Below are 13455 nucleotides of genomic sequence, written 5' to 3'. Positions count from 1 at the left end.
GGGTACCTTACCCTTGTGGGTCAAGGCATCGCAATGACGGATTGATCATGAGGTTGCTCAGGTAGTGAAAAAAGTACTGATCATCGGTGGCGGTGGCCGCGAACACGCGCTGGCCTGGAAGGCGGCGCAGTCGAACCAGGTGGACACCGTGTTTGTCGCGCCAGGTAACGCCGGTACCGCGCAGGAACCCGGTTTGCAAAATGTCGCCATTGCTGCGGAAGACATCGATGCGTTGCTGGATTTTGCACGGCGCGAAGGCATCGACCTGACCATCGTCGGCCCGGAAGTGCCGCTGGTGGCCGGTGTGGTCGACCGTTTTCGTGACGCCGGCCTGCGTATCTTCGGCCCGGATGCGGCTGCGGCGGAACTGGAAGGCTCCAAGGCGTTCACCAAGGATTTCCTCGCCCGCCACAATATTCCGACGGCGGCTTACGGCAATTTCACCGATCTCGATGAAGCGATCGCTTATGTCAGGGCGAAGGGTGCGCCCATTGTCATCAAGGCCGACGGGCTGGCGGCAGGCAAGGGTGTCATCCTCGCGCAGACCGGGGAGGAGGCCATTGCTGCCTGCCGCGACATGCTTGCGGGTAACGCATTCGGTGAGGCCGGTCACCGTGTGGTGATCGAGGAATTCCTCACCGGTGAAGAGGCGAGCTTTATTGTCATGGTCGACGGTGAACAGGTGTTACCGCTGGCCACCTCGCAGGACCACAAGGCGCGCGACCAAGGTGATACCGGCCCCAACACCGGTGGTATGGGGGCCTATTCACCGGCGCCGGTCGTCGACGAAGCCATGCACCGGCGCATCATGGACGAAGTCATCCTGCCTACCGTGCGGGGAATGGCGGCAGATGGCAAACCCTACACGGGTTTCCTCTACGCAGGCATCATGATTGCGGCCGACGGTACACCGAAAGTGCTGGAATACAATGTACGCTTCGGTGACCCGGAGACGCAGCCCATCATGTTGCGCCTGCAATCCGACCTGGTGGCGCTCTGCGAGGCGGCGCTGGATGGCCAACTCAACAACGTGACAGCCGACTGGGACCCGCGAGCCAGCCTCGGTGTTGTGCTGGCCGCCGGGGGATATCCCGCCAGCTACCGCAAGGGTGATGAAATCCGCGGTCTGGACAGCGACTTCGGTGAAGGTGTGAAAGTCTTTCATGCCGGCACCGCGCTGGACGGTGACAAGGTCGTGACCGCAGGCGGTCGTGTGTTGTGCGTCTGTGCGCTCGGCGACAACGTGGCCGAAGCGCAGCGCCGGGCCTACCAGGCCGTCGACAAAATCAGCTGGGAAGGTATGTACTGCCGTCGCGATATCGGACATCGCGCAATCAACCGCTAACCTCCACCCTAATTACACACCCTCCCGTCATTGCGAGCGCAGTTGCCTCAACAGCAGCGTCACCGGGTGGATGACTTCCACCTCGATGCCACGCGCACGCAGTCGTGCCTGCAGCTGAATCGAGCAGCCGATGTTGGTCGTCACCAGCGTGCGCACAGCGCTGTCGATAATGCGTTCCACAACCGCATCACCCAGCGCATCGGAAAATGCCGGCTGGGTCACCATATAACTGCCTGCTGCACCGCAGCATCCGCCTTGCGGGTTGATGTGGCGTGTTTCCAGTCCCGGAATCCAGCGTAAAACGTCAAACAGGGCTTGCGACTGGCGCAAGGCATTACGCTGGGTGCACGGCACATAAACGCCCACCGGTTCCTCGCAGGGGTCGAAGCGCACGGTGGCCGCATCCTGTTCCGCGAGGAAGGCCATGATTTCGCTGACGCGCGATGAAAAGGGCGCGGACGCGTCAAGGGTGTCCACCGCATCGTAGCCTTGCAGATGTGCTGCACAGCCACTGGCGATACTGATCACCGGCACTTCATCATCGCCCAGCGCGGTATGGTTATGCCGGGCAAGTGCGGCCGCCCTGTCCGCTTGTCCGATGTGCTGCTGCAGTGCCCCGCAACAGGCCGTTTCGCGGCTGATCACGGCATCGTAACCCCGTGCCCGCAACAGCTGTTGTGCATCGTAAAGCGTTTGCCGGTCCAGCGCATGGCCGGTGCAACCGGGAAACAGGTGCAGGCGGGGCAGGTTGCCGGCCGGCCGTGCCAATCGGTGCCCGGCACCGGTTTTGCGGCTCAGCAAACGATTGAGCCGCCCCACCGTACCCGGCAGTTTTCCCAGTAAGGCCGGTAACCCCAGGCGGCGGTAACCTCCCAGCACCGGGCCGGCCAGCCGCAGTGCGCGGGGCGAAGCCAGCACCCTTGAGCCAATACCGGCCAACAGTCTGTTGCTGAATCCCTGCCGGTGCTGCGGCGCAAGCCTGGTCCGCGCGGTATCCATCAACGCGCCGAACGGTACTTTGGACGGGCACATCGCCTCGCAGGCGCCACATTGCAGGCAGCGGTCGATATGGTTCAGGAACCCCTGGGAGATTTCCGGTGATGCTTCCAGCCACTGCATCAGGCTGATGCGCCCGCGCGGGGAGTCGGCTTCATTGCCGGTGAGTGTGAAAGTCGGGCAGTGCGGCAGGCACAGACCGCACTTCACACAGCGGTCTGTCGCGGAGAGGTCGTCCATATATACAGGAATACCGGCACTCGTCGCGGGATACAAGCACCATTGCTTTTTTTTTGCGTGATCGGCTAAGGTGCGCGCATGTCCTATTACAAACGTCATGTCTTTTTCTGTACCAATCTCCGTGAGGACGGCTCGGCCTGTTGCCAGCGTTTCAATGCCCAGGCCCTGCGCGATTACGCCAAAAAGCGCAGTAAAGAACTGGGAATTGCCGGGAAAGGCAAGATCCGGGTCAATAGCGCCGGTTGCCTGGACCGTTGCAGTGAAGGGCCAGTGCTGGTCGTTTACCCCGAGGGCGTCTGGTACAGCTATATCGACCAGTCGGACATCGATGAAATCATCGATGAGCACCTGGTGAACGGGCGGGTGGTCGAGCGGTTGAAGATCTAGGCAAATATTTCAAAAAGAGGGTTGACAAGTAAAGAAGCATATTAGAAAATACTTACAAGCTGATCGGGCGACCCCCCAACCGTATGCCTGATCAGTCTCCTCCAATCCTCCTTTGGTGGTATTTTAGGCGCAACGACCCCCGTTGCGCTTTTTTTTGTCTGGAATTCGGGTGCCTCAAGTGCTTGAATCCCCCCGAAGCTTTCTGTACTATTCCCGCTCTTTTGAAGCAGTACCGGATTTTCGGAGCAGATTCCAATGAAAACCTTCAGTGCCAAGGCGCATGAAGTGCGGCGCGACTGGTATGTCGTCGACGCCGCCGACAAGACCCTCGGACGCCTCGCCAGCGAGATTGCACGACGCCTCCGTGGCAAGCATAAACCGGAATATACGCCGCACGTGGATACGGGCGACTATATCGTGGTGGTCAACGTGGACAAGATCCGCGTCACCGGGCGCAAGGCGACCGACAAGATGTACCACCATCACACCGGTTACATCGGTAACATGAAGTCCATCAGCTTTGAAAAGCTGCAGGCCAAGGCCCCTGGCCGGGTGCTGGAACTGGCGGTCAAGGGCATGCTGCCCAGGAACCCGCTGGGACGCGCCATGTACCGTAAACTGAAAATCTTCGCAGGCGCTGAACATCAGCACGCTGCCCAGCAGCCCAAAGCGCTGGAAATCTAGACGTTTCGAGGCGATAGAGCAACATGAGTGATACATATTACGCAACCGGCCGCCGCAAGAGTTCCACGGCCCGTGTCTTTATGAAGAAGGGCAGTGGCGCCATTACCGTTAACCAGCGTCCGCTGGACGAGTACTTCGGTCGCCCGACCGCACGCATGATCGTGCGCCAGGCGCTGGAAGTGGTAAAGCTCGATGACCAGTTCGATGTGAATTGCACCGTCAAGGGTGGTGGTACCACCGGTCAGGCCGGCGCCATCCGTCACGGCATCACGCGCGCTATCATGAAGCACGATGGTGAGCTACGCAGCCCGCTGCGCAAGGCAGGCTTCGTCACCCGCGATGCCCGTGAAGTGGAGCGCAAGAAGGTCGGTCTGCGCAAGGCACGCCGCGCTACGCAGTTCAGCAAGCGTTAAAGTTTGTTGGCGGATCGTCTAACGGCAGGACAGAGGCCTCTGACGCCTCTAATCTAGGTTCGAATCCTAGTCCGCCAGCCATAAAACCAGGAACCCGCCGAAAGGCGGGTTTTTTGTTTGTTGTTTTTTTGTCCTTCCCTAAAGAATCCCAGCAAATGGACGCCAATAAACTGACGATTTTTCAAACTATCTGATTAGGTGCTATTTTCTCTATCTATAAGTTGAGTGGGAAGCAAACAGGGCAAGAATGTTGTAAAAAAACATCATTAATTCGCTAATGTTGTTTTTTTGAAAAAAGTTGTTGCATTTATGTTTTTCCTTGCGATAGAGTAGCGCCTCGTAACGATAATCTTGTGTTGCTTATAGCTATGAGTAAGAGGAGTTCTCTCATGAACAAAAAATTAATTGTAACGGCAATGGGTCTGGTGCTGGCAGGCGGTATGGGTCTGGCCAACGCAGACGTGAAGCTCTACGGTCAGCTTGACGTATCCATCGATTCCACTGATGTGGATGGTGGTGATGACGATGTAAACATGGGTTCCAACCGTTCCGCCATTGGCGTGAAAGGTAGCGAGGATCTGGGCGACGGCATGTCAGCCTTCTTCAAGGTTGAGTGGCAGGTTGATATCGATGACTCTGAACAGGGTCCTGGTACCAACGAAGATGATACTGTTGGTCGTAACAACAGTGAGTGGAAGGGTCGTGACATGTACGTCGGCCTGAAATCCAAAGGCTTTGGTAAGATTGCTTTCGGTAGCATGTCCACCGCCTACAAATCACCGGCTTCCAAGCTGGATCCGTTCTACCGCACCCGTAACCAGGCCCGTAACATTGGCTTGCAGTCTTCACTGCACAAGGGTCGTGGCGAAGAAGGTCAGGGTCGTGCCACCAACACCATCCGCTATGACTCCCCGACGTTTGCCGGTGGTGCGAAAGTGTTTGGTACCTACACCCTCGACAACAACAAGAACGATGCAAACGATGACGATCCCTACAGCCTGGGTGCCAGCTACAAGGCCGGCAACATCTATGCATTTGCTTCCTACCTGACCACGCAGACTGGCGGTGATGATGACGCCACCCAGTTCGGTCTCAAGTACACCTTCGGTGATGTTGCCGTGTGGGGTATGTATGAAATCGACGGTGGCCTGATCTCCGGCGACCAGGATGCCAATATCTTCGATGTTGGCGCTTCCTACACCATCGGTAACAACCTGGTTTCCTTCGACTATGCCGAAGGCGACGAGTCTGATGATGGTGTCAGCATGGATGATTACACCACCTGGCGTCTGGGCGGTTATCACAAGTTCAGCAACCGTACACGCGTCTATGCGACGTATGCTCAGCAGGACTTTGATAACACAGGTGAGATTGACATCTTCTCACTGGGTCTGCGTCACAACTTCTAAACGAAACCTTGTTTCGTGACGAAGTAAAAACGGGGTCTTCGGACCCCGTTTTTTTATGCCTGCGTTTTATTTCGCTGGCATTACTCTTTCTGGTGTCTGGTTGTTCGGTTACAAAAAGCCAGCCGCCGACACATCTGTTATCCGGGGTTCATCCCGGTGGTGCGCAGCGCATTGCTTTCTCGCCCTCCGGGCGCTTGCTGGCCAGCGGTGGATTGCATGGCGAAGTTATCATCTGGTCGGTTGGCAGTGGTATGGAGCAACGCCGCCTGCCTGCACACCGGTCAAGGGTGCAAGGGCTGGCCTGGCAAGATGAGCTGCATTTACTCAGCGTGGACAGGACGGGTGAATTGCGCCGCTATCATGTGGGCACCTCCGACGTAGTGTCGCGCTTTTTTCCAGGGCCCGTTCGGGCAATGAAGATATCAACGGACCGGCGCTATGTGTTGCTGGGGCAGGCCAACCGTGTGCTGCGGGTCAATACCGGGAGTCTGGGTGTCGAAGCGCAAGGCGAAATCGGTGGCCGGATTATTTCCGTCGCGGTTGATGCAGGAGGCGGGCAGGTGGCTGTTTCCACCGCAGATGGGCGCGTGCTTGTGGGAGATCGTGATCTGTCACACTGGCGCGAGCTGGAGCGACCCTCATCCGATGCAAATGATCTGCATTTCTCTGCGGATGGCAGCAGGCTATTGGCGGGAGGCTGGTTCAGGCTTTGGGTCTGGGATGTAACCAGCGGTGTGCTTGAGCCAAGGCCGACCGCGCACCTTGGGCAGGTCATTTCGGTGGACATCAACCCCGACAAGCAAACCTGGCTCACGCTGGGTCGGCAAACGGATTCTTCGTTGTACCTCATCGACGCACAGAGCAACCGTATCTTGCGCCGCCTGCAGGCGCACAACCTGTGTGGATGGCAGGCGCGTTTCAGTCCGGACGGGCGTTACGCGGCCAGCGCAGGGGAAGAGGGTTCAATACACCTCTATGATATGAAGGCGCCGTATCGCCCTGTAACGGTCTGGGGTGAAGAAAGCGAATAGTGTTACAATGCGCTCCTGTTAAAGCACCAGCGCGGCCCGGCATGCCCCATCGCATACGCGAAATCCCCTATAACTATACGTCTTTCTCCGATCGCGAAATTGTATTGCGCTTTCTCGGTGAGGAGATGTGGGGCGTTATCGAAACGCTGCGTGGCGAACGCCGGACCGGCCGTTCTGCGCGCATGCTGTTCGAAGTCCTGGGCGACTTGTGGGTCGTCACGCGCAACCCTTATATCCAGGATGACCTGCTGGAAAACCGTAAACGCTTCGAGCAGCTGATCCATGCCCTGAATCATCGACTGGATCAGGTGGTCAGTCGTGCCAAGGGTAATGTCGAAGCGTTGCGACTGGTGGAGCGGGCGCGAGACGCCGTCAGTGCCTTTGCCGCCTGGTTCCCCAAAACACGTGACTTGCGTGCGCGCATTCGCAAACGTCTGGCGCGGGTAACGCGGGCAGACAATATCGACTTTGGCGGGCTGGCGCGTGTGTCGCATGCCACCGATGCGACAGACTGGCGCGTCGAATTACCCTTTGTGGTGATCAGCCCCGACAGTGAGCAGGAAGTGCGGGAGATTGTGCACGCCTGTATCGACCTCGGGCTGACGATTATTCCGCGTGGTGGTGGTACCGGTTATACCGGCGGCGCCGTGCCCCTGCATGGCGATGCTGCAGTGATCAATACCGAAAAGCTCGAAGCGCTCGGCGAACTGGACATGCGACAACTGGAAGGTGTCAGCCAGCCGGTGCCGACGATTCGCGCCGAAGCCGGGGTTGTGACGCGCCGGGTTTCGGAGCGTGCCGAGGCAGCCGGTTATGTTTTTGCGGTTGACCCTACCTCCCAGGACGCTTCCACCATCGGCGGTAATGTTTCCATGAATGCCGGTGGCAAGAAGGCTGTGCTGTGGGGTACCACACTCGATAACCTGGTGTCGTGGCGGATGGTGACGCCGGACGGTGACTGGATGGAGGTGGAACGCCTCGACCATAACCTGGGGAAAATTCACGATCAGGAAACAGTGCGCTTTCGTGTTCACCGCTATGAGGCCGATGGTGTTACGCGCAAGAGTGAGCCGGCGTTGCTGCAAATGCCGGGTGTGTCCTTGCGCAAGGAAGGCCTTGGCAAGGATGTAACCGACAAGTTTCTCGGTGGTCTGCCGGGTATCCAGAAAGAAGGCTGCGACGGCCTGATTACCTCGGCGGTATTTGTGGTTCACCGCATGCCCGAACAGATCCGCACCGTGTGTCTGGAGTTTTTCGGTTCGGATCTTGCGCGCGCCGTCCCTGCCATTGTTGAAACCAAGGATTACCTGGACGCACGCGACGGGGTGGTGTTATCCGGCCTGGAGCACCTCGACGAACGCTATGTGCGCGCCGTGAAATACAGCACCAAGTCGCCACGCCGCGAGTTGCCGAAGATGGTGCTGGTCATGGATATCGCCGGCGAGGACGAAGCGGCGGTTGCCGAAGCGGCCTCGGCGGTTGTGCGGCTGGCCAACCAGCGCGGTGGTGAAGGTTTTATCGCGGTCAGTCCTGAAGCGCGCAGGCAGTTCTGGCTGGACCGTGCGCGTACCGCGGCCATCGCCGCGCATACCAATGCTTTCAAAATTAACGAAGACGTGGTCATTCCGCTCGACAGACTGTCCGAGTACAACGAAGGAATCGAGCGCATCAATATCGAGTACTCGATCCGCAACAAGCTGGCGATGATCGACGCAGTACGCGAATACCTGGGCGCTAGCCTGCCCGAACTGAAGCAGTACGATGACTACGAAGACAGCGAAGAGAACCGCGCTATTCTCGCTGACAAGCAACGCGCTGCCTGTGAGCGCCTTGATGCGGTCAGCGCGCGCTGGAAGACTATACTGGAAAAACATGAGCAGCCGGTGGCCGAATGTCGTGAGCTGGCCGAAGGGGTGGACGCGGATGCAATCCGTGACAATGACCGGTTGATTGATTTGTTGCTGCGGCGTGACCTGCGCATTTCCTACCGGGAGACCATCGAACGCCCGCTCAAGCACAGTTTCAGTGGCCGTGAATTCGAACCGGTGCGCGAACGGCTGGATGAAATCCATGCGCAGGTGCGTTCCGGTCGTCTGTTTGTCGCTACCCATATGCACGCGGGCGACGGCAATGTACATACCAACATACCGGTTAACTCCAATGACTATGTCATGTTGCACGAAGCCGGGCGTATCGTGGACCGTGTTATGGCGCTGGCCCGTTCGCTGGATGGTGTGATTTCCGGCGAGCACGGTATCGGTCTTACCAAAATCCAGTACCTCGATGATGCAACACTGGAGGCCTTCTCTGACTACAAGCAGCTTGTTGATCCGCGCGGGGTGTTTAATCGTGGCAAGCTGTTAAAAGGCTCGGGGCTGGAGAATGCCTATACGCCCTCGTTAAGACTGGTGCAGCAGGAGGCCTTGTTGCTGGAAGCCAGTGAGCTGGGTGAGTTGAATGACGATATCAGCAACTGTCTGCGTTGCGGCAAGTGCAAACCGGTGTGTACCACCCATGTGCCGCGCGCCAACCTGCTGTACTCGCCGCGCAACAAGATACTCGCCACCGGCGTGGTGATCGAGGCGTTCCTGTATGAAGAACAAACCCGGCGTGGTATATCCACCCGACACTTCGACGAAATGAACGATGTGGCCGATCACTGCACCATCTGCCACAAATGCCTGGCGCCCTGTCCGGTCGATATTGATTTCGGTGAAGTGTCTGTGCGCATGCGCAGCATTCTTCGCGAGCAGGGCAAGAAACGTTTCAACGCGGCCAGTTGGGCCGCCATGGCGTTCCTCAATATTACCGATCCGACCACCATCAAGCTGATGCGCAAGGGTATGATCGAGTGGGGTTACAAGGGGCAGCGGCTGGCGCGCCGCGCGCTGCAAACCCTGACCGGGAAGCATCGTTCCGCGTTACCGCCGGCTACCACCGGCAAGCCGAAAATGGTCGAGCAGGTCGTACATTTTATGAACAAGCCCATGCCGGGCGGTTTGCCGACCCGGACCACGCGCGCCATGCTGGGCATCGAGGATGGCAGTGTTGTGCCTATCCTGCGCGACCCCGGAAAGGTCGATGATCGCTCGGATGCGGTGTTCTATTTTCCGGGTTGCGGTTCGGAGCGGTTGTTCAGTGAAGTGGGTCTCGCCACACTGGCCATGCTGTATGAAACAGGTGCGCAGACCGTTTTGCCGCCGGGTTACCTGTGTTGCGGTTACCCGCAAACCTCGTCCGGTGATCTCGATAAAGGCAAGCAGATTTCCACTGACAACCGTGTGCTGTTCCATCGCCTCGCCAATACACTCAACTACATGGACATCAAAACTGTCATCCTGTCCTGTGGCACCTGCATGGACCAGTTGCAGCAATACCAGTTCGAGCAGATCTTCCCGGGATGTCGTTTGCTCGACATCCACGAGTACCTGATGGAGAAGGGCGTCTCACTGGAGGGTGTGGAAGGGCAGCAATACCTGTATCACGAGCCCTGTCATACGCCAATGAAAACGCACAACTCACTGAAAGTGGCGGGCCAGTTACTGGGTGCAGACGTCAAGCTGTCGGATCGTTGTTGTGGTGAGGCAGGAACACTGGCCGTATCGCGCCCGGATATTGCCACCCAGATACGCTTCCGCAAACAGGAAGAACTTGAAAACGATTTGCGCGGTCTGACCGGCAAGGACAGGGTGACAGATGGCTCGGTCAAGTTGCTGACATCCTGCCCGGCCTGCCAGCAGGGGTTGTCGCGTTACGCGGAAGACACCGGCCTGGAAACCCGCTATATCGTCAGTGAGCTGGCGGATCGTCACCTGGGTAAAGACTGGCAGAAACGCTTTATCGAACAGGCGCGGGACGGTGGTATCGAGCGCGTGCTGCTTTAGGAAAGTGCAGGCTGGCAGCCAGTAGTTAAGGAAGTTCTGATTAATCAGAGGTTCCTTAATCTTCCGCCAGCGCGACAGTCGCTTCACCACTCTTTTTGTTTATATCAAACATCACTTCACAATATTCAGTTTGTGCCTCGACCGGCGTTGGGTCATCCGCACAGCTGCAACCGGCAATAATTCCCGAGTAAAAGATACCGGCGCGTACCTGAATATGGCTTTCTGTTTCCGTGGTGCCGATAACCATAACCCGGAATGGCTCATCGCTGACGTAGCTGCTTTGTGACAGTCCTGCCTGGAGAGGCAGTTGCGAAGCATCCACCTGTTCAATTTCTTTTTTTAGCTGCTCATCAAAGCAGGCGCTTCCCCAGCCCATGTGTGCTTTTTTTAAACGGATCATTTGCAAATCTTCAAGCCTATGCCTTCCTGTTTCTTGAGATACGCAATTATTTCAAAGAGGTTTCTGGCCTGGGGGTTTCCTTTTGGACTGAACATGCGCATCAGGCTTTTCGGCTGTTTATGGGTTTTCTCCCCAAGCTTCTTAAAGCCAATGGTTGCATTGATATAATCGCGCATAATGGCTTTTCCCGTATCCATATCGCCATCCAGCATACACTGGACAGATTCACGCAAAAGTGCCCGTCTGAAATCGGGATCTGTGTTCACCCGTTCCAGAATCGTTTCCTTGAAGTCACGTGTCAATGCCATTGCTAGTTCTTAAGCCTCTTGCGGCGTTTATAGTCTTTCCAACGTTCCTGTGCGGCGTGTATGTCGCGTTGTTGTTTTTTCTTCGTGCCACCGCCAAGCAGGATGATGATTTTCTCGCCATCCTTGCCGAAATAGATACGGTAACCGGGCCCAATATTGATGCGAAGTTCCTGCACACCGGCGCCGACGCTTTTATGATCGCCCGAATATCCTTGCTCAAGTTTTGATAGTGCGACAGTGACTCTCGCGGCTGCCTGGGCATTCAGGCGCCTGAACCACTTTTCAACGGGGCATACTCCCCGTGCGTCGATGTATTCCCTTACTTCGACCATAACTAAAGGTAACTTAAGTGTTACTTAATAGCAAGGGGTTTATTCCTGAATTTATGCCTGATGTCCGTGTACAGGCATCCTTGGCATTGCGGGGTTTCCTGGCTCAACTCACCAGCTGCGGCCAGTTGTCATTATTAGCCTTCAGGTAATCGCGCAGATTTTTGGGCCGGTATTTTGGATCCAGGTCCCAGCGTATTTTCACAGACTTGTGTATCAGTATTTCACCCTTGCCATGATCGATGGGGCGATAGTAGGGCCGTTTTGAACGGTAGATAAACTTGCGGGACTTGTGCAGTGTGGCATCCGGTTCGGGCTTCAGGCTTCTGCCCAGGTGGCGCTCCAGGGTCAGGTTGAGCTTCCTGGCTTCACGCATCATCCAGTCCATGGCGTAGTCTGATGCCAGGCCGCCATCCTTGTCGGGCGCGTAGCTGCCGCCGACATCACTGTGTACGCCGGCGAACCAGGCCTGTTTGAGGTCGATGCCCGGGCGCGGTTCCCAGATAGTCGGCTCGAAATCACTGCGCAATTCATCGATGGCCATGGCGTGTCGCGCAACCTTGATAATGGGCCCCATCTTGTTATCGTAAAACTCGTCCTTGCGGTCCAGCAGGCCAAGAAAAGAGAACGGGATGCCGAGTGCGCCAACCGTGTCCCAGACGCCGACAAAGGCGATATCGCGGCCCCGGTGTGAGTGCTTGCGGCGAAATGCGACAGATTTTTCACCCCTCGGGTGCCAGGCCTTGCCAGGTTTTTTATAGTGATTGAAAGCCTGCTGGATGAGCCGGGCATCGGGGCGTTTGAGTATACCGATGTTGTTGATCATCCCGCACAGGGAGCGAACGGTGTAGGCGCCGCGGCTGAAGCCGAAAAAGAATAACTCATCGCCGGGTGCATAGTTCTGGACGATATACCGGTAGTCGTCCATGATATTTTTATTGATGCCCTTGCCGGTAATGCCGCCGCTGAGTTTTGCATAGTACGATCCTATGCCCCAGTCATAAAATACCTGTTGCGGGACTTTATCGCTGCCGATCGGTTTAATCGCACGTGCGAGTTTCAGGACATTAGTGGGGAAATCCTTGTCGAGATCTTTCTCGGGACGGTTCCAGGTGCCGTCGGCACAGATGATAATCCGTTTTTTCACTATCAGCTTCCCTCTGATTTGCCCGTCATTGCGAGCGTAGCGTGGCAATCTCTTTGGGCGGGTGCCAGGCTGTGGGAGATTGCTTCGCTGTGCCCATAGAATCCCTACGGGCTTCATTACGGGTACCTTACCCTTGCGGGTCAAGGCATCGCAATGACGGTGGTGACTGAGCTCTTCAGGCCGTAAGCGTTTTTACCCCGTTGGCCGTGCCAAGTAACAGCACATCAGCAGGCCGGTTGGCAAATATGCCCACGGTGACGATACCCGGGATATTATTCAGCGCAGACTCCAGCGTACAAGGTTCCATAATTTCCATGCCCTTGACGTCGAGGATGATATTGCCATTGTCCGTCGTAAAACCCTGGCGTAGCTCCGGCATGCCGCCGTGTTTGACCAGCTCACGTGCAACAAAGCTCTGCGCCATGGGGATAACCTCGATGGGCAGCGGGAAGGCGCCGAGCATTTTCACCAGCTTGCTCTCGTCGCAGATACAAACGAATTTGCGGCTGGCACCGGCGACGATTTTTTCACGTGTCAACGCGCCACCACCGCCCTTGATCAGGTGCAGCTGCTCGTTGGTCTCATCGGCACCGTCTACATATACCGACAGTTCACCGACCTCGTTCAGGTCCAGTACCGGGATGCCGTGTCCCTTCAGCCGTTCGGCGCTGGCAATCGAACTGGCGACGGTGCCGTCGATCTTGCCCTTTATTTTTGCCAGTGCGTCGATGAAAAAGTTGGCTGTCGAGCCGGTGCCGACGCCGATGACGGTGCCTGCTTCAACATACTCGATGGCCGCTTCGGCGACCTGTTTCTTGAGTTCGTCCTGGTCCATAGTGCGCTCCTGAAAATCAATTCTCCCGATAATACCGGACAATCAAA

The 13455-nt window shown here is 56.8% G+C and carries 13 protein-coding genes and 1 tRNA gene; 8 read left to right on the top strand and 6 right to left on the bottom strand.

Going from position 1 to position 13455, the window contains the following annotated elements; genetic code table 11:
• The first annotated feature begins 64 nt into the window (after positions 1–64).
• Positions 65–1345, top strand: coding sequence for a phosphoribosylamine--glycine ligase (purD, locus tag DFR30_RS13185; RefSeq protein ID WP_132973990.1), 1281 nt, complete (start codon positions 65–67; stop codon positions 1343–1345).
• A gap of 27 nt (positions 1346–1372) precedes the next feature.
• On the opposite strand, the gene DFR30_RS13180 is transcribed toward purD, so the two are convergent.
• Entirely contained in the window at positions 1373–2581 is a 1209-nt protein-coding gene (locus DFR30_RS13180) for a (Fe-S)-binding protein (protein ID WP_165869214.1), read from the bottom strand.
• 78 nt (positions 2582–2659) lie between these two features.
• Here DFR30_RS13180 and DFR30_RS13175 point away from each other — a divergent pair, with 78 nt between their 5' ends.
• The 7 genes from DFR30_RS13175 to DFR30_RS13145 all read left to right on the top strand — a co-directional run bounded on the left by DFR30_RS13175 (position 2660) and on the right by DFR30_RS13145 (position 10389).
• A complete protein-coding gene (locus DFR30_RS13175) occupies positions 2660–2968 on the top strand; it encodes a (2Fe-2S) ferredoxin domain-containing protein (protein WP_132973985.1) in 309 nt (102 codons plus the stop codon).
• A 255-nt stretch (positions 2969–3223) separates the two neighbouring features.
• Positions 3224–3652 (top strand): 50S ribosomal protein L13, encoded by a 429-nt coding sequence (gene rplM, locus DFR30_RS13170; RefSeq protein WP_132973983.1) that lies wholly within the window; start codon positions 3224–3226, stop codon positions 3650–3652.
• Positions 3653–3675: 23 nt separating this feature from the next.
• Positions 3676–4065: a 30S ribosomal protein S9 gene (rpsI, locus tag DFR30_RS13165; RefSeq protein WP_132973981.1), complete on the top strand. Its 390-nt coding sequence runs from the start codon at positions 3676–3678 to the stop codon at positions 4063–4065.
• A 7-nt stretch (positions 4066–4072) separates the two neighbouring features.
• Positions 4073–4146, top strand: a tRNA-Gln gene (locus tag DFR30_RS13160).
• Between the two features lie 308 nt (positions 4147–4454).
• Positions 4455–5474: a porin gene (locus tag DFR30_RS13155; RefSeq protein WP_165869213.1), complete on the top strand. Its 1020-nt coding sequence runs from the start codon at positions 4455–4457 to the stop codon at positions 5472–5474.
• 92 nt (positions 5475–5566) lie between these two features.
• Complete coding sequence (locus DFR30_RS13150) at positions 5567–6505, top strand: WD40 repeat domain-containing protein (RefSeq protein ID WP_165869212.1); 939 nt, start codon at positions 5567–5569, stop codon at positions 6503–6505.
• A 41-nt stretch (positions 6506–6546) separates the two neighbouring features.
• Entirely contained in the window at positions 6547–10389 is a 3843-nt protein-coding gene (locus DFR30_RS13145; protein ID WP_132973975.1) for a DUF3683 domain-containing protein, read from the top strand.
• A 55-nt stretch (positions 10390–10444) separates the two neighbouring features.
• Here DFR30_RS13145 and DFR30_RS13140 read toward each other — a convergent pair whose 3' ends face one another.
• From DFR30_RS13140 to rpiA, 5 genes are all read right to left on the bottom strand, one after another.
• Positions 10445–10789, bottom strand: coding sequence for a hypothetical protein (locus DFR30_RS13140; RefSeq protein ID WP_132973974.1), 345 nt, complete (start codon positions 10787–10789; stop codon positions 10445–10447).
• Positions 10786–11097: a helix-turn-helix domain-containing transcriptional regulator gene (locus tag DFR30_RS13135; RefSeq protein ID WP_132973973.1), complete on the bottom strand. Its 312-nt coding sequence runs from the start codon at positions 11095–11097 to the stop codon at positions 10786–10788. The genes DFR30_RS13140 and DFR30_RS13135 overlap by 4 nt, the downstream gene beginning before the upstream one ends.
• 2 nt (positions 11098–11099) lie before the next feature.
• The gene (locus DFR30_RS13130; protein ID WP_132973971.1) at positions 11100–11429 is read right to left on the bottom strand and encodes a type II toxin-antitoxin system RelE/ParE family toxin; all 330 of its coding nucleotides are present in this window, start codon (positions 11427–11429) and stop codon (positions 11100–11102) included.
• Positions 11430–11532: 103 nt separating this feature from the next.
• Entirely contained in the window at positions 11533–12573 is a 1041-nt protein-coding gene (locus tag DFR30_RS13125; protein ID WP_132973968.1) for a DUF2235 domain-containing protein, read from the bottom strand.
• 175 nt (positions 12574–12748) lie between these two features.
• A complete protein-coding gene (gene rpiA, locus DFR30_RS13120) occupies positions 12749–13408 on the bottom strand; it encodes a ribose-5-phosphate isomerase RpiA (RefSeq protein ID WP_132973966.1) in 660 nt (219 codons plus the stop codon).
• Positions 13409–13455 lie beyond the last annotated feature (47 nt).

The sequence above is a fragment of the Thiogranum longum genome, from assembly GCF_004339085.1.
Lineage (GTDB): Bacteria > Pseudomonadota > Gammaproteobacteria > DSM-19610 > DSM-19610 > Thiogranum > Thiogranum longum.
The sequence above is the reverse complement of the archived record's forward strand: the minus strand, read 5'-3'. Positions and strand labels throughout refer to the sequence as shown.